The organism is Janthinobacterium sp. BJB301, from assembly GCF_002735685.1.
GTDB classification, from domain to species: Bacteria; Pseudomonadota; Gammaproteobacteria; order Burkholderiales; family Burkholderiaceae_D; genus Janthinobacterium; species Janthinobacterium lividum.
Window position 1 is genome coordinate 836500 of sequence record NZ_PDZJ01000002.1, and the last position, 21697, is coordinate 858196.

22 protein-coding genes are annotated in these 21697 nt (G+C 63.3%); 9 read left to right on the top strand and 13 right to left on the bottom strand.

The window, feature by feature from the left end:
- Window positions 1–4 precede the first annotated feature (4 nt).
- From CSQ91_RS17095 to CSQ91_RS17120, 6 genes are all read right to left on the bottom strand, one after another.
- The gene (locus tag CSQ91_RS17095; RefSeq protein WP_070281569.1) at window positions 5–346 is read right to left on the bottom strand and encodes a DUF3325 domain-containing protein; all 342 of its coding nucleotides are present in this window, start codon (window positions 344–346) and stop codon (window positions 5–7) included.
- Window positions 343–2046, bottom strand: a complete 1704-nt coding sequence (locus CSQ91_RS17100) for a PepSY-associated TM helix domain-containing protein (RefSeq protein ID WP_257217377.1) — start codon at window positions 2044–2046, stop codon at window positions 343–345. The genes CSQ91_RS17095 and CSQ91_RS17100 overlap by 4 nt, the downstream gene beginning before the upstream one ends.
- On the bottom strand, window positions 2043–2324 hold the full coding sequence (locus CSQ91_RS17105; RefSeq protein ID WP_080753264.1) for a hypothetical protein: 282 nt from the start codon (window positions 2322–2324) through the stop codon (window positions 2043–2045). The genes CSQ91_RS17100 and CSQ91_RS17105 overlap by 4 nt, the downstream gene beginning before the upstream one ends.
- Before the next feature lie 116 nt (window positions 2325–2440).
- Entirely contained in the window at window positions 2441–4639 is a 2199-nt protein-coding gene (locus tag CSQ91_RS17110) for a TonB-dependent siderophore receptor (protein WP_099389042.1), read from the bottom strand.
- Window positions 4640–4750: 111 nt separating this feature from the next.
- Window positions 4751–5743 carry a FecR domain-containing protein gene (locus CSQ91_RS17115; RefSeq protein ID WP_180278450.1) on the bottom strand — a complete coding sequence of 331 codons (993 nt, stop codon included), beginning with the start codon at window positions 5741–5743 and terminating at the stop codon, window positions 4751–4753.
- Window positions 5740–6249: a sigma-70 family RNA polymerase sigma factor gene (locus CSQ91_RS17120; RefSeq protein WP_070255996.1), complete on the bottom strand. Its 510-nt coding sequence runs from the start codon at window positions 6247–6249 to the stop codon at window positions 5740–5742. The genes CSQ91_RS17115 and CSQ91_RS17120 overlap by 4 nt, the downstream gene beginning before the upstream one ends.
- A gap of 239 nt (window positions 6250–6488) precedes the next feature.
- On the opposite strand from CSQ91_RS17120, the gene ffh reads away from it, so the two are divergent.
- On the top strand, window positions 6489–7856 hold the full coding sequence (gene ffh / locus CSQ91_RS17125) for a signal recognition particle protein (RefSeq protein ID WP_034780269.1): 1368 nt from the start codon (window positions 6489–6491) through the stop codon (window positions 7854–7856).
- A gap of 161 nt (window positions 7857–8017) precedes the next feature.
- Here ffh and CSQ91_RS28700 read toward each other — a convergent pair whose 3' ends face one another.
- Entirely contained in the window at window positions 8018–8215 is a 198-nt protein-coding gene (locus CSQ91_RS28700; protein ID WP_143451043.1) for a hypothetical protein, read from the bottom strand.
- A 77-nt stretch (window positions 8216–8292) separates the two neighbouring features.
- Here CSQ91_RS28700 and CSQ91_RS17130 point away from each other — a divergent pair, with 77 nt between their 5' ends.
- The gene (locus CSQ91_RS17130; RefSeq protein WP_071653383.1) at window positions 8293–8688 is read left to right on the top strand and encodes an SWIB/MDM2 domain-containing protein; all 396 of its coding nucleotides are present in this window, start codon (window positions 8293–8295) and stop codon (window positions 8686–8688) included.
- A 138-nt stretch (window positions 8689–8826) separates the two neighbouring features.
- On the opposite strand, the gene CSQ91_RS17135 is transcribed toward CSQ91_RS17130, so the two are convergent.
- Entirely contained in the window at window positions 8827–9444 is a 618-nt protein-coding gene (locus CSQ91_RS17135; protein ID WP_099389043.1) for a lytic transglycosylase domain-containing protein, read from the bottom strand.
- A complete protein-coding gene (locus CSQ91_RS17140) occupies window positions 9441–11180 on the bottom strand; it encodes a proline--tRNA ligase (RefSeq protein ID WP_099389044.1) in 1740 nt (579 codons plus the stop codon). Before CSQ91_RS17140 ends, CSQ91_RS17135 begins: the two co-directional genes overlap by 4 nt.
- 204 nt (window positions 11181–11384) lie before the next feature.
- Here CSQ91_RS17140 and CSQ91_RS17145 point away from each other — a divergent pair, with 204 nt between their 5' ends.
- Entirely contained in the window at window positions 11385–12017 is a 633-nt protein-coding gene (locus tag CSQ91_RS17145) for an RNA pyrophosphohydrolase (protein ID WP_034780273.1), read from the top strand.
- A 102-nt stretch (window positions 12018–12119) separates the two neighbouring features.
- Here CSQ91_RS17145 and mqo read toward each other — a convergent pair whose 3' ends face one another.
- Entirely contained in the window at window positions 12120–13718 is a 1599-nt protein-coding gene (gene mqo / locus CSQ91_RS17150) for a malate dehydrogenase (quinone) (RefSeq protein WP_257217379.1), read from the bottom strand.
- A 132-nt stretch (window positions 13719–13850) separates the two neighbouring features.
- Here mqo and CSQ91_RS28705 point away from each other — a divergent pair, with 132 nt between their 5' ends.
- From CSQ91_RS28705 to CSQ91_RS17175, 6 genes are all read left to right on the top strand, one after another.
- On the top strand, window positions 13851–14048 hold the full coding sequence (locus CSQ91_RS28705; RefSeq protein WP_139144129.1) for a hypothetical protein: 198 nt from the start codon (window positions 13851–13853) through the stop codon (window positions 14046–14048).
- Window positions 14049–14187: 139 nt separating this feature from the next.
- Window positions 14188–14655, top strand: coding sequence for a DUF1203 domain-containing protein (locus CSQ91_RS17155; RefSeq protein WP_099389046.1), 468 nt, complete (start codon window positions 14188–14190; stop codon window positions 14653–14655).
- A 59-nt stretch (window positions 14656–14714) separates the two neighbouring features.
- Complete coding sequence (locus tag CSQ91_RS17160) at window positions 14715–15137, top strand: DUF1841 family protein (RefSeq protein ID WP_070281576.1); 423 nt, start codon at window positions 14715–14717, stop codon at window positions 15135–15137.
- 46 nt (window positions 15138–15183) lie between these two features.
- Window positions 15184–16302 (top strand): saccharopine dehydrogenase family protein, encoded by a 1119-nt coding sequence (locus CSQ91_RS17165; RefSeq protein ID WP_218963754.1) that lies wholly within the window; start codon window positions 15184–15186, stop codon window positions 16300–16302.
- The gene (locus tag CSQ91_RS17170) at window positions 16299–16769 is read left to right on the top strand and encodes a DUF2269 family protein (protein WP_099389047.1); all 471 of its coding nucleotides are present in this window, start codon (window positions 16299–16301) and stop codon (window positions 16767–16769) included. Before CSQ91_RS17165 ends, CSQ91_RS17170 begins: the two co-directional genes overlap by 4 nt.
- Window positions 16766–17149, top strand: a complete 384-nt coding sequence (locus tag CSQ91_RS17175) for a DoxX-like family protein (RefSeq protein ID WP_052140001.1) — start codon at window positions 16766–16768, stop codon at window positions 17147–17149. The genes CSQ91_RS17170 and CSQ91_RS17175 overlap by 4 nt, the downstream gene beginning before the upstream one ends.
- A 48-nt stretch (window positions 17150–17197) precedes the next feature.
- On the opposite strand, the gene CSQ91_RS17180 is transcribed toward CSQ91_RS17175, so the two are convergent.
- Genes CSQ91_RS17180 through nirK form a run of 3 tightly spaced genes read right to left on the bottom strand, consistent with a single transcriptional unit; the run spans window position 17198 to window position 21674 of the window.
- On the bottom strand, window positions 17198–19471 hold the full coding sequence (locus CSQ91_RS17180; protein WP_099389048.1) for a nitric-oxide reductase large subunit: 2274 nt from the start codon (window positions 19469–19471) through the stop codon (window positions 17198–17200).
- Between the two features lie 14 nt (window positions 19472–19485).
- Entirely contained in the window at window positions 19486–20163 is a 678-nt protein-coding gene (gene ytfE, locus CSQ91_RS17185) for an iron-sulfur cluster repair protein YtfE (RefSeq protein WP_070256015.1), read from the bottom strand.
- A gap of 26 nt (window positions 20164–20189) precedes the next feature.
- Window positions 20190–21674, bottom strand: coding sequence for a copper-containing nitrite reductase (gene nirK, locus CSQ91_RS17190; RefSeq protein ID WP_070281580.1), 1485 nt, complete (start codon window positions 21672–21674; stop codon window positions 20190–20192).
- Window positions 21675–21697: the final 23 nt, after the last annotated feature.

Consider the following 21697-nt stretch of genomic DNA (forward strand, 5'->3'; position numbering starts at 1 on the left):
AAAATTACTGCAGAAACGTCACAAGACCTGCCAGCGCGGCGACGGCTGCCAGCAGGGAACTACGAAACAGCAAGCGGGGGGCGTACGGCAGCAGCAGGGCCACCAGCAGCGCTCCCGCGCCGATGAAACCCAGCCAGGCGACCACGCCGACGGTGGCGCTCCAGCCAGCCACGCAAGGCCAGATGGCCAGCGCCAGCAGGACGGCACCGGCCAGTTGCAGCGCGCGCCGCACGTTCGGCGCCGCGTCCCTGCCCCAGACCTGGCCGTGATGGCGGTCCATCGCCAGGGAGAGGCTGGCCATGCCCGCATACGACAGGCCCAGCGCACAGAGGATGGTATTGATCATGACTGTCCTTCCGTATTGACTTGCAGGCTGGCCGAGGGCGCAGCGCTTTCCTTCGGTGCAGCCTTCTTGACCGGTTTTTCCTTGCGCTTGTGGACTTTCCACGCGCCCCTGGCGGCCAGCAGGCCAAAGGCCATGCTGCCCAGTTCCACGCCGGCGCTTTCCCAGTCGCCGCGCGCGATCTGCGCCACCAGGTTGTCACCCGTGCTCAAGACATTGAGCACCGGCAGCAGCAGGCACAGGGCGGCCAGCAAGCCCAGTTGCTCGATCCACGCGCGCTTCTCCCCGCGCAGGCAGGCGTGCACCAGCATCAGGAACCACACGCCGAAGAAGGCGCGCACTTCCCAGCCGGCGCGCTGCTCGATGCCGACGGGGATCAAACGGTTCGCCCACAGGAAACCCACGCAGGCGATGGCCAGGCCGGCAATCGCCGCCACGTTCAGGCATTCGATGACGCGGTACACGCGCTGCGTGTAGGCGCCGAACTCGCCGCCGGACTTCTGGCGACGCTTGACCATGAACAGGATGGCGCCCGTGCCCATCATGGCCGTGCCGGCCAGGCCGCAGAAGAAGTACAGCCAGCGCATCGGCGTGCCGCCAAAGCCCACCATGTGCAGGTTCGACATGACGGAGCGCGTCAGGCCCGCGCCGCCCGTATCCGACTTGCCCGGCAGGCGCACGGCGACCTGCTCGCCCGTGGCCAGCGCATAACAGGCCCTGCCCGAATTGGCGCTAAGGCGCGTGAGCAGTTCCGCGTCTTCATTCCAGCCGTACATGCAGACGCGCATGGAGGCATCGTTCGGATTGTCCAGCACCACGGCGCGGATTTCCTGGCCGATGGCCTGCTCGGCACGCTGCGCAAACGACTCCAGCGCGGGAATGGCCAGCGGCTGGCCTGTCTTCACGGGCTTGCCCGCATCGTTCCAGTCGGCCAGGAAGGCCTTCTTGGGATTGTCCATGCCGTATTGCGCCACCACGGGGGCCGGCACATAGTCATCGCTGAAGAATGCCAGGCCCGTGTAGGCGATCATGAACTGGAACGGCAAGGTCAGCACGGCCACCGCATTGTGCGCGTCGAGCCACGAACGCTGGCCCTTGGCCGGGCGGAAGGTGAAGAAATCCTTGAAGATGCGCTTGTGCGTGATGACGCCGCTCACCAGCGCCACCAGCATAATCATGGTGGTGATGGCGACGATCCACACGCCGATGCGTCCCGCGTGCAGCTCGTAGTGGAAATCGACGAAATGGTGGCCGCCGATGGTTTCCCGTTCCGTTGCCTCGCGCGCATGCTCGATGACGGCACCCGTCAGCGGATCGAGGTCCGCCGAGCCATAGCCGCCGCTGGGCTGGAACCAGTAGGCGGACAGGCCGTGGCCGGGACGCTGCACGGGCCAGATTTCCCACATGTCCGCCTTCGGGTGCTCCTTCGCCATGAAATCAAGCGCCAGCTCCAGGCGGTGCGCGCGGTCCGTGACCTTCGGCAGCGGCGGATCGTTCGCATGCGCCGCCTCTTCCAGTGCGTGCTCGGGCGTCATCCAGTGGCCGATCGGGTCGTCGAAGACGGCCAGGGTGCCGGTCAGGAAAATGGCGAACAGCAGCCAGGAAATCCACAGGCCGCTCCACGTATGCAGCCAGGCCATGGCCTGGCGCAAGCCGCCCTGCTGCGGCGTCTTGACCACTTTGTCTACCTTGACGGCGTTCATGCGGCACCTCGCGACAGCAGCATGCCGATGCCGCCGCAGGCGATGGCCGGCAGCAGCATGCCCAGCCAGGCGCGGCGCAGGTCCTGCACGGCAAAGACCCAGATCACGGCGCAGGTATATACGACGAAGGCGCTCAGGGTGGCCGTCAGCACGGCTTCGGCGCGCGACAGCGGCAGCACGGCCGACAGCAGCACTGCCACGCCGGACGTAAGCGCATAGCCGCCAAAAATGGCGGCCAGCACGCGCGAGAACAACATCATGTTGGCCGATTTCATCATCGCGGCGCTCCCTGCGGCACACGCTGGCTCACGCCATTGCTGGCGTGGGCCAGATTCAACTGCACATTCATAAGCCATGCATCCTTCATCAAGATAGGTCATTCAAAAGTGATTATTTACAGTTTGTAGTTCAAGGTCAGCATCAGGTTGCGCGGCGTACCCACCAGATTGCCGAAGACATCGGAATAGATGCTCTGGTAATAGTGCTTGTCGAGCGCATTGTTGACGTTCAGGCGCAGTTCGGCGCGGCTGTCGATCTGCCACGCCGCATTCAAGCCCAGGATCGCATAGCGGCCCTGGCGCAGATGGTAGCTGCCGTCCGTCGACTCGGTCGCGCCCTGCCCGTACACCGAGGCGCCGACGCGCCAGCCCTGCGCGGCGCCGGACAGGCGATAGCTGGTGGCCAGCTTGAGCTGCTGGCGCGGATAGCGGCTGTTGAAATCCTTGCCGATATTGGCCGGATCGCTGTCGCGCGTAAATTGCGCCTTCACATACGTAAAACCGGCCGACAGCTGCCAGTCGGGCGTCAGCGCGCCCGCCACGTCCAGCTCCACGCCTTCGCTGCGCACTTCGCCCGACGCGCGCTGGCAATAGCCCCAGGTGCTGCCGGGGCAGGGATTGGGGCCAGCCAGGTCGTCCACGCCGCGGTTTTTCTGGCGGATCTGGAACACGGCCGCGCTGGCATTGAGGACGCCGCCAAAGTATTCGCCTTTCACGCCCGCTTCATAGTTGGTGCCGCTGATCGGCTTCAAGGGCTGCCCATTGGCGTCGGTGGAAGCCTGCGGCTGGAAGATTTCGGTCCAGCTGGCGTACACGGAATGCTGCTTGTCGAGGTCATACACGACACCGGCGTACGGCGTGAATTCGCGCGCCACCGAGTAGCCGGCATCGTCCTTGTACCAGCTTACGCGCCCGCCCAGCACCAGCGACAGCGGCTCGGCCAGGCGCATGCGCGTGCCCGCATACACGCCGCTTTGCTCGGTGATGCTGGCCGTGCGCCACTGCGCGTAATTGATGACGGGACGCGCCACGCTGCCCGTATCCCAGTTGAACGGGTCGAGCACCGGCGCCGCCGCGCCCCAGCTGTACGGCGCCCAGCCGCCATAGCTGTTTTTCGACGAACGGCGGTGGCTGGCGCCGACCGTCAGCTCGTGCTCGCGGCCGAACAGGCTGTAGCTGCCAGTGGCATACGCGTCATAGCTGGTGTTGGCCAGTTCGGCGCGGTAGCTTTGCGAATTGAAGCGCAGGGTGTCGCCGCGGCGGCTGATGCCGGAAAACGTCGTGTCGATCTCGGGCGTCTTGCGCGTGGCCGCCAGCTTGGCCTTCCAGCCGTTGGCGAAGCGGTGTTCCAGTTCCGCGAAGATGGTCTTGTCCGTCTGGCGCCAGCCATCGAAGTCGGTGCCCAGATAAGTCGAGCGGGGCAAGTTCAGAAAAGTGCCGTCGGCGGCCGTTACCACGCCCGTGGTGACGCCGTCGTTATCCGTCTTGCGGTAGTGGGCGCCCAGGTTCAACGTGGTATCGGGACGCAGGTCGGCTTCGATGATGCCGTACAGCTGGTGATTGCGGCCATGCAGCACGTCGACAAAATCCTTCTTGTCCTGCACCGTCGCGACGATGCGCCCGCGCAGGGTCTTCGCTTCGTTGAGCGCGTTGGCCGCATCGGCTTCCAGGCGGTAGTTGCTCCAGCTGCCGATGCTGGTCGAGAACGACGCTTGCGGCGTGGCCGTCGGGCGCTTGCGCACCAGGTTGATGGCGGCGCTGGGCGTGCCGCTGCCCGTCATCAAGCCCGTGGCGCCGCGCACCACTTCGATGCGGTCATAGATGGCCAGGTCGTCATTGTCTCCATTGAAGGTGCCGTTCGCGCCCAGGCTGGTGGGCAAGCCGTCGAACAGGATGTTGTCGACTGGAAAGCCGCGTGCGCTGAAACTGCCGGAATCGCCCGTAAAGTTACCCTTTTGCATGACCAGGCCCGTGATCGACTGCACGGCGTCATCCAGGGTGGTGATGCCCAGGTCGTCGATCTGCTGGCGCGTCAGCACGCTGACGGACTGCGGCGTCTCGCGCAGCGACAGGTTCAGCTTGGTTGCCGTATTGCTCACGCCCGTCGTATACGAGCCGCTGCCTTCCGTCGTCGCATCGCGCCCTGCCGTGACGGACACGCCAAGCATGGTTTGCTCGGTGGCGGGCGTGGCTGGCACCTGCTGCGCCAACGCGGAGGTACCGGCGGCCAGGCACAAGGCCGTCACGGCCAGCGCCAGCGGATGCCGCTGAGGACGATGCGATACGAAATTAACAAGATGCAAAACCTGTTGCATGAAAAATCCTGAAAAGTGGCGTCATGAGACGGTAAAAAACAGCCGCCCTACCCTGTAGGTGCCGCGAAAACGAAAAACGGGCAGTCCGGCTGCAAATATTTTTGTGGGGTGCTACGGCGCCGGTTCGACCGTCACCCAATACCGCGTGCGGCTGCGCACCTGCACCGGCAGCGAGTTGGGCAGCATGTTCAAAATGCGCTGGGTGTCGGCCAGCGGAAACACGCCCGACAGGCGCAGCTGGGCCACTTGCGGCGCGCAGTCGATCACGCCGGGGCGGTAACGGGCCAGGTCGGCCAGGAAATCGCCCAGGGTCACGTCATCGACGATCAGCTGCCCGCGCGACCAGGCGTCCGCATATGCACCGATGGCGTGCGGCGCGTCTGGCGCCTGACGGGAAAATGCCACGCCGTGCCCGGCCGTCAGCAGCAAGGGCGCGCCGATGCCGTCGCGGGGGCGGATTTCAACGGCGCTTTCAAACACGTCCACCGTGCTGTAGTCATCCTGCTGGCGCACGGAAAAGCGCGTGCCCAGCGCGCGCACCAGGCCTTCGCGCGTGGCCACTTCCAGCGGCGCGTCGCTGCCGATGCCGTGACCGCTGACGACGAGGATTTCGCCGGCCAGCAGCTCGATCAGGCGGCGGCTGGCGTCGAAACGCACATTCACGGCCGAATCCGTATTCAAGCTGAGCACGCTGCCATCGTCCAGCACTATCTCGCGCCTGTCGCCCGTGGCCGTGCGGTAGTCGGCACGCAGGACGCGCACGCCATCCCAGGCGCCCGTCTGCGCGGCCAGCATGCCGCCGCCGGCCGCCACGCCCAGCCACGCCAGCAACTGGCGCCGCTTGCCGTTGACGGCTTTCTGCTGCGTGCCCGCCAGCGCCTGCGCGGCCGCACCGCGGTGCAAGCCGCTGAACCGCTGCGACACCGCTTCGATATGCTGCCAGGCCAGTTCATGTTCAGGGTCCGCCTCGCGCCAGCACTGCCAGGCGGCGTGTTCCTGTTCGCTGGCCTCGTCCGACATCAATACGGTCAGCCACTCGGCCGCCTGCAGCTGCACTTCCTCGCCGATGGCCGCAGCGGCCGCGGGTTCTGCCACCGTGCTCATGCCGGCAGGGAGAAAAACACCTGGCGGTTGGCGCGCGTCAGGTATTGCTTGACCGAGCTGGCCGATACGTTCAGGCGCGCGGCGATCTCGGCATAGCTGAGACCTTCGAGCTGCGCCAGCAAGAACGCCGTGCGCACGGGACCCGGCAAGCCGTCGAGGGCCACATCGATCTGCTGCAAGGCTTCCAGCGCCAGCAGCCGTTCTTCCGGCGCGGGCGCCACCTCGGGCGGCAGGCAGGCCAGCGCCTCCAGATAGGCGTCTTCCAGCACCTGCCGGCGGTAGCGGTGCGCCACCAGACGCCGCGCGATGGTGGCGAGAAAAGGCCGCGCCTCGCGGATCTGCGGCGCCGTGCCGTTGGTCAGCACGCTGATGAAGGTGTCTTGCGCCAGGTCCGCCGCCTCGCCCGCATTGCCCAGCTTATGCCGCAGCCAGCCCTGCAGCCAGCCATGATGGCTGCTGTAGAGCGCGTGCAGGTCTTGTTGCTGTGCAAAATCGGCGGCCGACATGGCATCCCTTTCCGCTCAGGCGTGCGGCACCCGAGAATGTAAATAAGAATTATTCTCATTTTAACCGTGTTTTTGACTTTCATGCAATCGCGGCATTGCCAGAAATACCAACTAATTCAAAAGCAGGCCAACCGCCAGGCGATGCAGCGCAGGACCGCCAGCCAACCGCGATAAGGTAAAATGACGGCCATCGTCCGGCTTTCGCCGCCCACTCCCAAGCTTTTCATTGCAGGTTCATCATGCTAGATAATCTCACCCAACGGCTTGCCAAAGTCGTCAAGACCATGCGCGGCGAGGCGCGCCTGACCGAGGCGAACACCGCCGACATGCTGCGCGAAGTGCGCCTGGCGCTGCTCGAAGCCGACGTCGCCCTGCCCGCCGTGCGCGAATTCATCGCCAAAGTCAAAGAAAAAGCCATGGGCGAGGATGTCATTTCCTCGCTCACGCCAGGCCAGGCCCTGGTTGGCGTGGTGCAGCGCGAGCTGGCCGCCCTGATGGGCGCCGACCTGGGACCGGAAGCGTCGCAGATCAGCTTTGCGCAGCAGCCGCCCGCCATCATCCTGATGGCCGGTCTGCAGGGTGTGGGTAAAACCACCACCGTCGGCAAGCTGGCGAAATACCTGAAGGAAGAAAAGAAGAAGAAAGTGCTGACCGTCTCGGCCGACGTGTACCGTCCCGCCGCGATCGCCCAGCTGCAATCGGTCACCGCCCAGGTAGGCGCCGACTTCTTCCCGTCTTCCAGCACGGACAAGCCGGTCGATATCGCCCTGGCCGCGCTGGACTGGGCGAAAAAGCACTACCACGACGTGCTGATCATCGATACGGCGGGCCGCCTCGGTATCGACGAAGAGATGATGCGAGAAATCGCCGCCGTCCACGGCGCCGTGAAACCGATCGAAACCCTGTTCGTCGTCGACGCCATGCTGGGCCAGGACGCCATCAACACGGCGAAAGCGTTTAACGATGCGCTGCCGCTGACCGGTATCGTGCTGACCAAGCTCGATGGCGATGCGCGCGGCGGGGCGGCCCTGTCGGTGCGCCACATCACGGGCAAACCGATCAAGTTTGCCGGCGTCTCGGAAAAACTCGACGGCCTGGAAGCGTTCGACCCGACCCGCATGGCCAACCGCATCCTTGGCATGGGCGACATCCTCGCCCTGGTGGAAGAGGCGCGCAAGGGCGTCGACAGCAAGGCGGCGGCCGACCTGGCGCAAAAGATCAAGGTCGGCGGCAAGTTCGACATGAACGACTTCAAGGCGCAGCTGGGCCAGATGAAGAAAATGGGCGGCATGGCCAACCTGATGGACAAGCTGCCAGCCCAGTTCCAGCAGGCGGCAGGCGGCAAGAACATGGATCAAGCCGACAAGCAGGTACGCCGCATGTGCGGCATCATCGACTCGATGACGCCGCAGGAACGCGCCAAGCCTGAACTGATCAAGGCCACGCGCAAGCGCCGCATCGCCGCCGGCGCCGGCGTGCAAGTGCAGGAAGTGAACCGCATGCTGACGCAATTCGAGCAAATGCAGACGATGATGAAGAAATTGTCGGGCGGCGGCATGATGAAGATGATGCGCTCCATGAAGGGCATGATGCCCGGCATGAGGTAGTGGAAGGCTTCAAAATCCGCTGCGCGGGGCGCTTTGCGGCCGGCGATGCTCACCGTACTTCAGTACGGTTGCGCTTCCCGGCCACAGATACCATCCGCTCGCTGTGATTTTGAAGGCCTTTTTTACGCCGCGTGAAATGTAGTTCAAGTCAAGAAACACCGTTATAAAATCATGCCGGATTGCATTTTCATGGCGTCCGGCATCATTTCCTTGCTCCCCGCAGTACCCCTCCCCGCATAGCCAGCAACCATGCCATTTACGGGCAAAAACGCCGTTCTGCGCCCCCAAGCGGTGCGCCCGGGCGACAGCATGGTCATTTCCCTGCTTTTTCCTCGTGAAAACGTGAAAAACACTTGCATACAAGGTAAATCCACACCAATATTAGCCGTGCGATTAATTGCGCAATTTCCCATGTGTTTGTTAAGGAGGCTCGAAGATGGCAACAGCCAAAAAAACCCCAGTAGCAGCGCCAGCCAAAGCAGCAGCAGCCAAGCCTGCAGCCGCCAAGAAAGCAGCACCCGCAGCCAAAGCAGCAGCTAAACCAGCAGCGGCGAAGAAAGCGGCAGCACCGGCAACACCACGCAAGCCAAACGCAGCATTCATGAAAGCAATGACGCCATCGAAAGAGCTGGCCGCCGTTGTTGGCGCAGCACCACTGCCGCGCACGGAAGTGACCAAAAAGGTATGGGATTACATCAAAAAACTCGATCTGCAAGATCCGGCCAACCGCCGCATGATCAATGCGGACGACAAGCTGAAAGCAGTTTTCGGCGGCAAAGCCCAAGTCTCCATGTTTGAAATGACGAAACTGATCTCCGATCATTTGAAATAATCAGATACGCACAGGGCGTTCCGCGCCGTGTGAGTGCCCCGCCGCATCACTGCGAGCGGGGCATTTTTTTGGGGTCAGACCCTCAATGCCGCCAACTCAGGGGCTTGCGCTAACGGTCGAGGGGTCTGACCCCGGCCCTCATTTGAATTCCCACTGCTTCCACGCCGCCCTTACCGCATTCGGATACTCGGGCCGGCCCCGGCTGCCGTTGTACCGCCCCAGCGCCAGGTACAAGTCGCCCTTTTCCATATCCAGGTACATGCGCAGGATCGCGCAGCCGTAGCGCAGATTCGTCTGCATGTGGAACAGCTTGCTGCGGTCGCTGTCGCCGATGACGCCCGTCCAGAACGGCATCACCTGCATGTAGCCGCGCGCGCCGGCCAGCGAGACGGCATATTTGCGGTAAGCCGACTCGACCTGGATCAGGCCCAGCACCAGGGCCGGTTCCAGGCCCGCGCGGCGCGCTTCATACCAGACGGTTTCCAGAAATTCCGTGCGCAGTTGCGCATCCGGCAGCTTGCGCTGCAGACGTTGCGACATCTGCGCCAGCCATTGCTGGTAGCGCTGCAAGTCGGCGGGAGTGGCAAATTTGGGTTGCGGCGGGCGTTCGTCGCGGATCGCGTGCGACAGGGCCAGGCGGACGGAGTCGGCCAGCGCCTCCTCCTTCTGGTTGCCGGCCTGCGCAAAGGGAGCGCAGGCCAGGCCAGCGGCCAGCGCGAGCGCGCCAGCCGTTTTACTTGGCGATAAGCGCTTCACTGCGCCATTTTGCCCTGGATGAAGGCGACGATCTCGTCCGGTGCCACGCCGGTCGCTTCCGCATCGCGGCGGCCCTGGTATTCCAGCTTGCCTTCTTTCAGGCCGCGCTCGCCGATGACGATGCGGTGCGGCACGCCAATCAGTTCCCAGTCAGCGAACATGGCGCCAGGGCGCAGGCCACGGTCGTCGACGATGACGTCCACGCCGGCGCCTTGCAGGGCCGCGTACAGCTTCTCCGTCTCTTCCTTGACCAGTTCGCTGCGGTCCATGCCCATCGGGCACAGCACGACTTCAAACGGTGCGATCGACGCTGGCCAGATGATGCCCTTGTCGTCGAAGTTCTGTTCGATGGCGGCGCCCAGGATGCGCGTCACGCCGATGCCGTAGCAGCCCATCTGCAGCGGCGCAGGCTTGCCGTTTTCGTCGAGGAAGGTGGCTTTCATGCTTTCCGAGTACGCCGTGCCCAGCTGGAACACGTGGCCCACTTCGATGCCGCGCTCGATGGCGAGCGTGCCCTGGCCGTCCGGCGACGCATCGCCGGCGACGACATTGCGCAAATCGGCCACGATGGCAGGCTCGGCCACGTCACGGCCCCAGTTGGCGCCCGTGTAGTGGAAACCGGCCTCATTCGCGCCGCAAACGAAGTCGCTCATGTGGGCGACCGTGCGGTCCGCCACGACGGTGACGGGGGCGCGGGTAGCAATCGGGCCCAGGTAGCCGGGAATCGTGCCGTAGACTTCCAGGATTTCCGCTTCCGTCGAGAAACGGTGGCCGGCCAGGCCGGCAACCTTGCCGACCTTGATCTCGTTCAGCTCATGGTCGCCGCGCAGCAGCAGCATGAAATGCTGTTTCGTGACTTTTTCATCCTTGCCAACGGTTTCCACCGTCAGGGCGATGGTTTTCACGGTTTGCGACAGGGTTATGCCCAGCAGGGCCGCCACGGTTTCGCACTTGACGGTGTCCGGCGTGGCCGTTTTCGTCAGCGCCTGGGCAGCGGCCGGACGCTCGCCCGCTGGCGGCAGCGCTTCGGCCGCTTCCATGTTGGCGGCGTAGTCGGACGTCGGGCAGTACACGAGCGCGTCTTCACCCGTGTGGGCGATGACGTGGAATTCATGCGAACCGGAACCGCCGATGGCGCCGTTGTCGGCGGCCACGGCGCGGAATTGCAGGCCGAAACGCGTGAAGATGCGCGTGTAGGCGTCAAACATGACCTTGTACGACGCCTGCATGCCAGCCAGGTCGCGGTCGAACGAGTACGCGTCCTTCATGGTGAATTCACGGCCGCGCATCAGGCCGAAACGTGGGCGGCGCTCGTCGCGGAACTTGGTCTGGATGTGATAAAAGTTCAACGGCAACTGGCGGTAGGACTTGATTTCCGTGCGCACGACGTCGGTGATGACTTCTTCCGATGTCGGCTGGATCGCGTATTCGCGGCCGTGGCGGTCTTTCACGCGCATCAGTTCGTCGCCCATCTTGGTCCAGCGGCCCGTCTCTTGCCACAGTTCGGCTGGCTGCACGAGCGGCATCAGCAGTTCGATGCCGGCGGCTTTGTTCATCTCGTCACGGATGATGGCTTCCACCTTGCGGATCACGCGCAAGCCCATCGGCATGTAGGTATAGATGCCGGAACCGAGGCGTTTGATCATGCCTGCACGCATCATCAACTGGTGGCTGACGATTTCCGCGTCAGAAGGTGCATCTTTAAGTGTGGAAATAAAAAAACGGGAGGCGCGCATAACGGTGAATTCTTTTTAAAAAGAGAGGGTTATAATCAACCTAATTTTAAAGGATTAGCTGGCTGATGCGTCCATACTTTACACAAATGCGCTCAATTGGTGCGATTCCGGCGCTTTTCGCACCCCGAAAAGGTCACCGGCTTGCGAAGTTGTGGGTAATTATGTAAAAAAAGACGCACTGTCGCAGAAAGTTTGAGGTGCATTATGCTCGACCGTGAAGGGTTTCGGCCCAACGTCGGCATCATCCTGCTAAACGCCCAGAACGAGGTGTGGTGGGGCAAGCGGGTGCGCGAGCACTCATGGCAGTTTCCGCAAGGCGGTATCAAATATGGCGAAACACCGGAACAAGCCATGTTTCGCGAACTTGAAGAGGAAATCGGACTCAGACAGGAACACGTCAAAATTGTCGGCCGCACCCGCGACTGGCTGCGCTATGAGGTGCCAGACCACTTCATCAAGCGCGAGATTCGTGGCCATTACCGTGGCCAGAAGCAGATTTGGTTTCTGCTGAGAATGTGCGCGCGCGATAACGACGTCAATCTGCGCCTGACCGACCATCCCGAGTTCGACGCCTGGCGCTGGCATGAATACTGGGTCCCGCTCGATGTCGTCATTGAATTTAAACGCGATGTCTACCAGCGTGCCTTGCAGGAGCTGTCCCGCTTCCTGACCTGGCCCGTGCATGGCAACGCACAGCAAGCGCACCGCCACACGTCGCGCTACCTGCGCCAGCCCCATGCGCCACGGGCACAGGATGGTACGGCACTGGCCAAGCCTTGCGACGGCATTGCCGCCGAAGGGTGTACGCCGGAGCTGATTTTGCCAGGCAAGGAGTAGTCCGCCGCACCATGAACGCACTCTCCCACGCAAAAGGGGCAGCCTGAACAGGCTGCCCCTTTTTTCATGCCGGCAGGAAACTCCCCTGCCGGTCAGGCCGACTTAGTTTGCTGCCGGCGCTGGCGCAGCGGCGGGAACGTCCAGGGTAATCGCTTTGAGACCCAGGATATTGCTGCTGTAGTGGCGGATCTTGTTGGCCAGAGCCGGATCATTGTTCAGTTTTTGACCGTACGACGGCACCATTTCCACCATCTTCGCTTGCCATTCAGGCGTAGCCAGGCGGCTCTTGAATGCCGTTTGCAGCACCTTGATCATGATCGGCGGCGCGGTCGAGGCGCCTGGCGATGCACCCAGCAGGGCAACGATGCTGCCATCGGCGGCGCCGACGACTTCCGTACCGAACTGCAGCAAGCCGCCTTTGACAGGATCATCCTTGACGATCTGCACGCGCTGGCCCGCGTTTTGCAGGGTCCAGTCTTCCATCTTGGCGTTCGGCAAGTATTCGCGCAGGGTTTTCAAACGGTCTTCCGGCGTGTTCATGACCTGTTCGACCAGGTATTTCGTCAGCGGAATATTGTCATAGCCGGCTTGCAGCATGGGTTTCACATTGCCCGTGCCGATCGAGGCAGGCAAATCGATCCACGAACCGTTTTTCAGGAACTTGGTCGAGAAGGTGGCAAACGGGCCAAACAGCAGGGCTTTCTTGCCATCGATGATGCGCGTATCGAGATGCGGCACGGACATCGGCGGCGAACCGACGGATGCCTTGCCGTAGACCTTGGCCGCATGCGCCGCCACCAGTTCCGGATTGGTCGTCACGAGCCACTGGCCGCCGACCGGCACGCCGCCGTAGCCCTTGGCTTCAGGAATACCCGATTTTTCCAGCAGAGGCAGCGAACCGCCACCGGCGCCGATGAAGACGAACTTGGCGCGCATGGTCTTTTCCTTGCCGGCGTTCAAGTCTTTCACCGTCACGTTCCATACGCCATCGGCGCCGCGCTGGATGTCTTCCACCTGGTGGCGCAGGTGCAGGACCATGCCGTGGCTGTCCGTCAGGTATTTCACGAGGCCGCGCGTGAGATTGCCGAAATTGACGTCGGTACCGATTTCCATGCGTGTCGCGGCCACTTTCTGGCCCTTGTCCCGCCCTTGCATGACCAGCGGTGCCCACTGTTCGATCTGCGCCTGGTCTTCCGAGAACAGCATGCCCTTGAACAGGTTTTCCTTTTGCAGCGCGGCATAGCGCTTCTTCAGGAAGGCAATATTGTCGTCGCCCCAGACAAAGGCCATGTGCGGCACGTTGTTGATGAAGGTTTGCGGCGCGCCCAGGTGCTTGTTGGCTACCTGATAAGCCCAGAATTGCTTGGAAATTTCGAATTGCTCGTTGATGGCAACGGCTTTCTTGGTCTCGATGCTGCCATCGGCCGCTTCCGGCGTGTAGTTCAGTTCAGCAAATGCCGAGTGGCCCGTGCCCGCGTTGTTCATCGCATCCGAGCTTTCGGCGGCCACGGAATCGAGGCGCTCGACCATTTCCATCGTCAGCGACGGATCGAGTTCCTTGAGCATGCTGCCCAGGGTGGCGCTCATGGTGCCGGCGCCGATCAGCAGCACGTCGACCGGTTTTTCGGACGAGGCCGGAGGGGTCTTGTCACATGCCGCCAGGATCAGGAACGACATCAAAAGTAATAGCGATTTACGCATGGGTAACTCCGTTATGAATACTGAGGGTTGGTTCTTCCAGGCCACCCGGGCGGCAAGCGCAAGATCATCGGAAAATGGCTATCCCTCCAGCGCAAGAACGGCCGGATCAAGGGGTAACGATGGTGATGACGCATGCATGCCGCCGCCGCGCCGCAGCTTGCGGCAGCGATGGAGTGGCGATGGTGCGGACAAGGAAAACACGGCGCCGCTGCTGTTTTGGCCCTCGCGCGGGGCCAAACTCACAACACGGCGATTGTCTATAGCAAATATCAAGAACAGCGATTTTATCACCGTTATTTGCCCTTGCCGGGCCGCCAGGATCGTGGATAACACTTACTGTGGAGTATTAATTTGGCAGTAACCAGGCGTTAAAAAGCCAGTTGGTGCAGGAATGCACGGAGCAAGAAACGGATGGCGAGCCCCCATCCATCATGGTCTGATAACGCTTTGACCACACCGGAGCCTGACCATGTCTTTTCGTATCCGCGGCCTGTCGCCCGCCCCTTTCCTGGCCTGTTTCGGCCTGCCCGACGCCGAACTGGCCGCGCTGGGCATTATCCGCCATGTGGTCGACAGCCAGCCCGGTTACCCGGACCGCATCGAACTGCGCGACGCGGCGATCGGCGACACGGTGCTGCTGCTGAACCATGTCTGCCAGGATGCGGACACGCCCTACCGCGCCTCGCACGCCATCTTTATCCGCGAGGGTGCCACGCAAGCCTATGACGCCGTCGACCAGGTGCCGGAATCGATGCGCATCCGGCTGCTGTCGCTGCGCGGCTATACGGAAGGTGGGATGATGGTCGATGCCGATGTGGTGGAAGGCACGGCCATTGAAACCGTGATCGCGCGGCTGTTTGAGAACCCGGCTGTCAGCTATATCCACGTGCACAATGCCAAACGTGGTTGTTATGCGGCCAGGATCGACCAGGCCTGAGAACTTATTACGGCTACGCGGTACAATGACGGCTGCCCTTTAGCCATAGTCCTTCAGCCATGTTCAACCCTTCTTCCGACGATGTGCGCCGTTTCTTTTGTGAAACATTGCGCAAGCATCGCGCCCATGAAATCCTCACGCCGATGGAAGCCATCGCGCTCGACTGGATCCTGGAACACCCCGAGTATGAGAACGAGCTCTCCGACGTCGAGGCGGCGCTGGCGCGCGATTACTCCGTCGAAGGCGGCCAAGCCAATCCCTTCCTGCACCTGTCCATGCATCTGTCGATCACGGAGCAGGTGCAGGTGGACCAGCCGCGCGGCATCCGCCCGGCCGTCCAGCAACTCACCCAGCGCCTCGATTCGGCCCATGCCGCCCAGCACGAAGTGATGGAATGCCTGGGCCAGATGATCTGGGCTTCGCAACGTTCGGGCTTGCCGCCCGATACTGAAGCCTATATCGACTGCGTGCGCCGCCGCTGATCAGGTAGTATCATGTTGCCAAGAAACTCAGCCACTGAAGGATATCTTGGCCCATCACACCATTCTCGTACTCGGCGGTTACGGTTTTTTCGGCACGCGCATATGCCAGGCGCTAGCTGGCAACCAGGATATCCATCTGCTGGTGGCCGGGCGCAACGCCGCCAGGGCCAGGGCACTGGCGGCGCAATTGGGCTTGCCGCCGCAGCAAGCACTGGCGCTCGATGCCGATGCACCTGATCTGGCGCGGCGCCTGACCGAACTGGGCGTCGATACACTGATCCATACCGCCGGCCCGTTCCAGGGCCAGGATTACCGCGTCGCCCGTGCGGCGATCAAGGCCGGCGCCAACTATATCGACCTGGCCGACGGCCGCGATTTTGTCGCCGGCATCGCCAGCCTCGACGACCTGGCGCGCCAGCGCGGCGTGTTCATCACCAGCGGCGCCAGCTCGCTGCCAGCGCTGTCCTCGGCCGTGGTGGACCGCTACCTGCCGCGCTTTCGCCAGCTCAAATCGATCCGCCACGGCATCGCCTCCGGCGCCCGCGCGCCGGGCATCGCCACCATGGCCGGCATCTTCTCGTACTGCGGCAAACCGTTCCAGCGCCTGGTTGCCGGCAGCCAGCAGACCACGCACGGCTGGCTCGACCTGAAGCGCCACCGCTTTGCCGCGCCCGTGGGACGGCGCTTGCTGGGCAGCTGCGACGTGCCAGACCTGGCGCTGTTCCCGCAACGCTATCCGGGCCTCGACACCGTCACTTTTCACGCCGGTTTTGCCGGTGCGCCCGGCCATCTGTTCGTCTGGGCCGCCGCGCAACTGGTGCGCCTGGGCCTGTTGCGCAGCCTGCTGCCGTTGGTCAGGCCATTGCACGCCATCAGCCAATGGGTGGAACCGCTGGTCAGCGACAAAGGCGCGATGTTCGTGACGCTGCAAGGCACGGGACTCGATGACCTGCCGCTGACGCTGACCTGGCAATTGCTGGCGGCGCAAAACCACGGCCCGCATATCCCGTGCGGCGCGTCGATCGCGCTGGCGAACCGGTTGGCCAGCGCCAGCAGCGGTGGCACGCAGCTACCGCGCGGCGCGATGCCCTGCGTGGGCCTGCTCACGGTGGAAAATTACATGGCCGCGCTGCAAGACCATGATGTGACCGAGGTACCGGCATGAGCTGGTACCTGTTCGTCAAATGGCTGCACATCCTCAGCGCCACCATCCTGTTTGGCACCGGCATCGGCATCGCTTTCTTCAAGTGGATCAACGACCGGGACGGCGAGGTGCGTGCGATCCGCCTGTCGGCCGAAAAGACCGTGCTGGCCGACTGGCTGTTCACCACGCCGGCCGTCATTATCCAGCCGCTGTCCGGACTGGCCCTGGCGCACCTGGCCGGCTATCCGATCCTGTCCGGCTGGGTCCTCGCCTCGATGCTGCTGTATGCGCTGGCCGGCGCCTGCTGGCTACCCGTGGTATGGCTGCAGATCCGCATGCGCAGCCTGGCCCGCCTGGCTGACGACACGGGCACACCGCTGCCGCGCCTGTACTGGTTCTATGCGCGCTGCTGGTTCTGGCTCGGTATGCCCGCATTTTCCGCGCTCATGCTGGTCTACTGGCTGATGGTTGCCAAGCCCGCGCCATGACGCCAGCCAAGCTGCAAGGGCTGTACTGGGCCATGCGCCTCGGCATGGCCTTTATCTGGCTATGGACGGCGTTTGTGTCCTGGTATTTGTATCCGCATGCCGAATCGCTCGCATGGCTGCGCCGCAGCGGCATCACGCTGCATACGGAACACGTGTTTGCCGCCTCCTGCCTGGCCGACCTGGCCATGGGCATCGCCTCGCTGTTCCATGCCAGGCCGTTGCTATGGTGGACGCAGTGCGCGCTGGTGGCCGGCTATACACTGGTGATCGCCGTCTTCCTGCCGGAATTCCTGATACACCCTTTCGGGCCGCTGACGAAAAATATCCCGCTGGTCGCCGGCCTCGTCTTCCTGGCCCTATATGAAAAAAGCCGTGGCTAGCACGGCTTCGGGAGATCGATCAACAACACACGGCGGCGCAGCAAGCGATCAGGCTGGCCGTACCGCCTGTGGCAGCGCGGGTGCCTTCGCCTTGCCCAGCAACCCCAGCACCACCTGCAGCGCCATGGCGATGGCGCCGACGATGAATACCACGTCGCCGAAGGTGCGTATCCAGCGCAGGTTCTGCAACAGCGGCTGCTGCATGAATTCCTCGCTGCGCGCATACCACAGGCCCTCCGTCACGCTGGCGTGGAACTGGATGATGCCAATCGGCAGCAGGCTGGTAAAGATCATCAGCACCAGGCCCGCATTCAAGCCCCAGAACGCCGTCTTCATCAACGCAGGGCTGAAACGGTAATCGGGCCGCAAATAGCGCAGCACCAGCAAGGTAAAGCCCAGCGCCAGGAAGCCATACACGCCGAACAGTGCCGCATGCGCATGCACGGGGGTCGTGTTCAGGCCCTGGATATAGTACAAGGCCACGGGCGGATTGATCATGAAGCCCAGCACGCCCGCGCCCAGCATGTTCCAGAAGGCGACGGCGACAAAGCACATCATGGGCCAGCGCAGGTTTTCCATCCATGACGCGCGTTCCTTCAGGCGCCAGTTTTCCCACGCTTCATGCCCCAGCACGATCAGCGGCACCACTTCCAGCGCGCTGAAGCTTGCGCCGATGGCCATCACGGGCGTGGTGGTGCCGGCAAAGTACAGGTGGTGGAAGGTGCCGGGTATCCCGCCCAGCATGAACAGCGAGGCCGATGCCAGGCTGGCCGTCGTGGCCATGCGCACCGACACCAGGCCCAGGGTCGAGAAGATGAAGGCCAGCGCCGTCGTGGCGAACACTTCGAAGAAGCCTTCCACCCACAGGTGCACCACCCACCAGCGCCAGTATTCCATCACCGACAGATGCGTGCGTTCGCCGTAGAACAGGCCGGCGCCATAGAACAGGCCGATGGCGCCGACGGACGCGGTCAGGAGCGCAAGCAGGTTCTTGTCGCCGCCCGGCTTGCGCAGGGCCGGCACCACGCCGCGCAGCATCAACACCAGCCACAGCAGGATGCCGATATATTTGCCGATTTGCCACAAACGTCCCAGGTCCACATATTCATAACCTTGATGGCCGAGCCAGAAATTCCACTCGGGCGGCATCACTTGCGCAATGGCCAGGTAGTTGCCGATGAAGGAACCGACCACCACGGCGACCAGGGCCCAGAACAGCACATCGACGCCCAGACGCTGCCACTTGGGATCCTTGCCGCCATTGATCAGGGGCGCGAGGAACAGGCCCGCAGCCAGGAAGCCCGTGGCGATCCAGAACAGCGCGGCCTGGATGTGCCAGGTGCGCGTGAGCGCATACGGGAACCAGCGCGACACGTCAACGCCGTAGAACTGTTGCCCTTCCACCGTGTAATGCGCCGTAAAGCCGCCGATGAAGACCTGGAAGGTGAACAGCGCCACCACCAGGAACAGATATTTTCCCAGTCCCCGCTGCGAAGGCGTCAGGGCGAACGTGGTGAGCGGATCGCGCGGACCGGCGGCCGGCAGCGCTTCGTCGTGGTCGCGCAAGAAGGCCCAGCCCCAGACAAGGAAGCCCACGCCGGCCAGCAGCACCACCACGCTGGCGACCGACCAGACGAGGTTTTCGCCGCTGGGCTGGTTGCCGATCAGCGGTTCATGCGGCCAGTTGTTCGTATAGGTCACTTTCTGGCCAGGACGTTCGGTGGCGGCGGCCCACGCCGTCCAGAAGAAGAACTGCGTCATCTGCGCGCGCCGCTCGGCACTGGGCAGGGTGTTCTCCTTCATGGCGAAATGCTCGCGGCTTTTTTGCAGCGCCGGCGCGTCGGAGAACAGCTGATCGTAATAGTGCGCCGTGTTGGCGATGGCTTGCACGCGGCGCGGCGACAGGCGCAGCACTTGCGCATCATCGGTACGGTTGCCGCGGTATTCGATCTTGAGCGCCTCGCGCAGCGCCGCCTGCGCGGGGCCGTCAAGCGCCGCGTACGCCTTGCCATGCAGCTCTTGCGCGGCCAATTCCAGCCAGGCCGTCAGTTCGCGATGCAGCCAGTCGGCCGTCCAGTCGGGCGCCTGGTAGGCGCCGTGGCCCCAGATGGAGCCCAGTTGCATGCCGCCGACGGATTGCCAGGCCGTCTGGCCATCGAGGATGCCCTCGCGGTCGAACAGTTGCCGGCCATCCTGCGCCAGCACCTGCGCGGGGATCGGCGGCGCCTGCCGGTAGACTTCCGTGCCGTAGTAGCCGAGCAGCGAAAACGTCACGATCAGCACACCGATCAGGGTGAACCAGAGTTTTTTGTAGGGACCCATGGGTCTTTCCTTTGTCAGTGCACCACGGCCGGCGCAAAGCGCTCGAACAGGATATTGTTTTCAGTGTGGATGTGCGTCATCAGGTCTGCACGGAAGGTGCGCAAGCCCGTGTACAGCGCGCGCCAGGTGGTGCAGGCGCCGGCCGGCGCGGTGATATCGTTCGTCATCGCCTCCATGGCGCGCAAGGCCACGCCATGATCGTCGTGCTCCATGCGCATCACGTTGATGGGCGCGCCGGCCCGGGGCCCCTGGCCGCGCACGATCATCGGGAACAGCACGTCTTCTTCCTTGCGCATATGGCTTTCCAGCTCCTGCGCCATGGCCGACAGGTGTTCCGCCAGCCCGTGCGGACAGTCGGCGCGCTCGCCATGCACCTGCTCGACCTTGCGTGCCAGGCGTATCAGCTCGGGCAGCTGCTCGCGGTGCACGGCGTGGTAGCGCGCCAGGATGTGTTCCACCAGCTCGGTGGCCGAGGCTTCCTGCCAGTCACGCTCGCCGCTGGTATCTGCGCGCCCTGCCAGCAGCCGCAGTTCCTCGACGATGGGCGCCGTGTCCACGCCGGCCGCTTCGGCCGCTGCGCGCAGGGTCTTGTTGCCGCCGCAGCAGAAATCCAGGCGGTGCGCATCGAACAGGCGCGTGGCGCCAGGGATGCGGCGAGCCAGTTGGCCCAGGGATAGCTCGATCATTTCCATAACAGTTCCTTGATGATGAATAGGGTTTATTGGCGGGCGCCCGCGTGGTAGACGCCGGGCACGGGTTCGCCAGTCACTTCCAGCACGCCCACGGCGCCCTTGCCGGCGCGCGACAAGGCATGGTCGACCAGCAGATAGCTGCCCGGATGCTGTACCTTGAGTTCGACGATGGTCGCGCCGCCCGGTGCCACCAGAGTGGTTTGCACATCGTGTTTCGGGCTGCTGATCGAGCCTTCGCTGTACACCTTGTCGAAGATCTCGCCGATGATGTGGAACGATGAAATCTTGTTCGGGCCGCCAACGCCGAAATAGATGCGCACCGTCTCGCCGACTTTCGCCTGCAATTTGTGCGTCTTGCTCAAGGCGCCCACTTCGCCGTTGAAGACGTAGTAGTCGGGCAGTTCATTGGCCATTTTTTCCAGGTTCGGTTCCTGGTGCACGGGCGCGCCGTGCGGACGGCCCGTGTACATCTCGCCCTGCATCACGTAATACTCGCGGTCGACTTTTGACAGACCGCCTTCCGGTTCGACCAGGATCATGCCGTACATGCCGGCCGCGATATGCTGCGGCACCAGGGGCGTGGCGCAGTGATACACGTACAGGCCCGGATTGAGCGCCTTGAAGGTGACCGTTTTTTCCTGCCCCGGCGCCACCTGCGTGTGCTGTCCGCCGCCATGGCCGCCCGTCACTGCGTGCAGGTCGATCGAGTGGATCATCTTGCTGTCCTTGGCATTGAACAGGGTCAGTTCCACCGTGTCGCCCACCTTCGCACGCAGCATCGGGCCGGGCACTTGCCGGTTGAAGGTCCAGTACGTAAAACTGGTGCCGTCATCGAGCTTGCCCGGCAGTTCCACCGTCTCCATGCGGTATTTCAGGGTTTGCGGCGCGCGCGCGCCGATGGCGGCCGGCACGGAGGCCGGATTGGCGGCCACGCTGACGGCCGATGGATCGGGACCGCGCATCGGCGACGGTGCGGGCGTGTACAGGGCCAGCGCGGCGGCCTGGCTCGATTCGCTGGCAGCGCTGCCGGCGCCAGCAGCCTTCGGTGCCCCGGCTTCAGCCAGCGAGGTGCCGCTCACTTCCAGCTTGCCTTCCATGCCGATCTGGCGGTGGCCGGGAATCGAGCAGTAATAGGTGAACGTGCCGGCGCGCGTGACCTTGAAGCGCACGGTGGTGCTGCCGCTATTGGCGCTGAACTTGGCCGAGGCCACGTTGAGTTCCGGGATCAGCAGGTCGTGCTCGGCGCCTTCGCCGCTTTTCAGCACGAGTTCGACCGTGTCGCCCACCTTGGCCGCCAGCACGGGATTGACCTGGCCCTTGGCATCGATGAACACCATCTTGCCATCGACGATATTGGTTTGCAGTTCATAGCGCTTGAGCGTGGCGGCGGCGGGTTTGGCCGCAGTGGCGGCAGCGCTGGCCGGCAGGCTCGCCTGGGCTTGCACGGACAGGGGCATGGCCAGTACGCAGACGGCGGCGGCAATGGCCCGGAGAGAGGGAGTCGTTTTCATCAAGCTTTCCTTGGTCTTGTATG

Bases quoted from the DNA above. Each gene is read 5' to 3' on its own strand.
- CSQ91_RS17160 (WP_070281576.1), top strand. From the start codon at position 14,715: ATGTTCAACCCTTCTTCCGACGATGTGCGCCGTTTCTTTTGTGAAACA.
- nirK (WP_070281580.1), bottom strand. From the start codon at position 21,674: ATGAAAACGACTCCCTCTCTCCGGGCCATTGCCGCCGCCGTCTGCGTA.
- ytfE (WP_070256015.1), bottom strand. From the start codon at position 20,163: ATGGAAATGATCGAGCTATCCCTGGGCCAACTGGCTCGCCGCATCCCT.
- CSQ91_RS17155 (WP_099389046.1), top strand. From the start codon at position 14,188: ATGTCTTTTCGTATCCGCGGCCTGTCGCCCGCCCCTTTCCTGGCCTGT.
- CSQ91_RS17110 (WP_099389042.1), bottom strand. From the start codon at position 4,639: ATGCAACAGGTTTTGCATCTTGTTAATTTCGTATCGCATCGTCCTCAG.
- CSQ91_RS17170 (WP_099389047.1), top strand. From the start codon at position 16,299: ATGAGCTGGTACCTGTTCGTCAAATGGCTGCACATCCTCAGCGCCACC.
- CSQ91_RS17105 (WP_080753264.1), bottom strand. From the start codon at position 2,324: ATGATGAAATCGGCCAACATGATGTTGTTCTCGCGCGTGCTGGCCGCC.
- CSQ91_RS17120 (WP_070255996.1), bottom strand. From the start codon at position 6,249: ATGTCGGCCGCCGATTTTGCACAGCAACAAGACCTGCACGCGCTCTAC.
- CSQ91_RS17140 (WP_099389044.1), bottom strand. From the start codon at position 11,180: ATGCGCGCCTCCCGTTTTTTTATTTCCACACTTAAAGATGCACCTTCT.
- CSQ91_RS17115 (WP_180278450.1), bottom strand. From the start codon at position 5,743: ATGAGCACGGTGGCAGAACCCGCGGCCGCTGCGGCCATCGGCGAGGAA.
- ffh (WP_034780269.1), top strand. From the start codon at position 6,489: ATGCTAGATAATCTCACCCAACGGCTTGCCAAAGTCGTCAAGACCATG.
- CSQ91_RS28705 (WP_139144129.1), top strand. From the start codon at position 13,851: ATGCATGCCGCCGCCGCGCCGCAGCTTGCGGCAGCGATGGAGTGGCGA.
- mqo (WP_257217379.1), bottom strand. From the start codon at position 13,718: ATGCGTAAATCGCTATTACTTTTGATGTCGTTCCTGATCCTGGCGGCA.
- CSQ91_RS17145 (WP_034780273.1), top strand. From the start codon at position 11,385: ATGCTCGACCGTGAAGGGTTTCGGCCCAACGTCGGCATCATCCTGCTA.
- CSQ91_RS28700 (WP_143451043.1), bottom strand. From the start codon at position 8,215: ATGCAAGTGTTTTTCACGTTTTCACGAGGAAAAAGCAGGGAAATGACC.
- CSQ91_RS17100 (WP_257217377.1), bottom strand. From the start codon at position 2,046: ATGAACGCCGTCAAGGTAGACAAAGTGGTCAAGACGCCGCAGCAGGGC.
- CSQ91_RS17095 (WP_070281569.1), bottom strand. From the start codon at position 346: ATGATCAATACCATCCTCTGTGCGCTGGGCCTGTCGTATGCGGGCATG.
- CSQ91_RS17175 (WP_052140001.1), top strand. From the start codon at position 16,766: ATGACGCCAGCCAAGCTGCAAGGGCTGTACTGGGCCATGCGCCTCGGC.
- CSQ91_RS17180 (WP_099389048.1), bottom strand. From the start codon at position 19,471: ATGGGTCCCTACAAAAAACTCTGGTTCACCCTGATCGGTGTGCTGATC.
- CSQ91_RS17130 (WP_071653383.1), top strand. From the start codon at position 8,293: ATGGCAACAGCCAAAAAAACCCCAGTAGCAGCGCCAGCCAAAGCAGCA.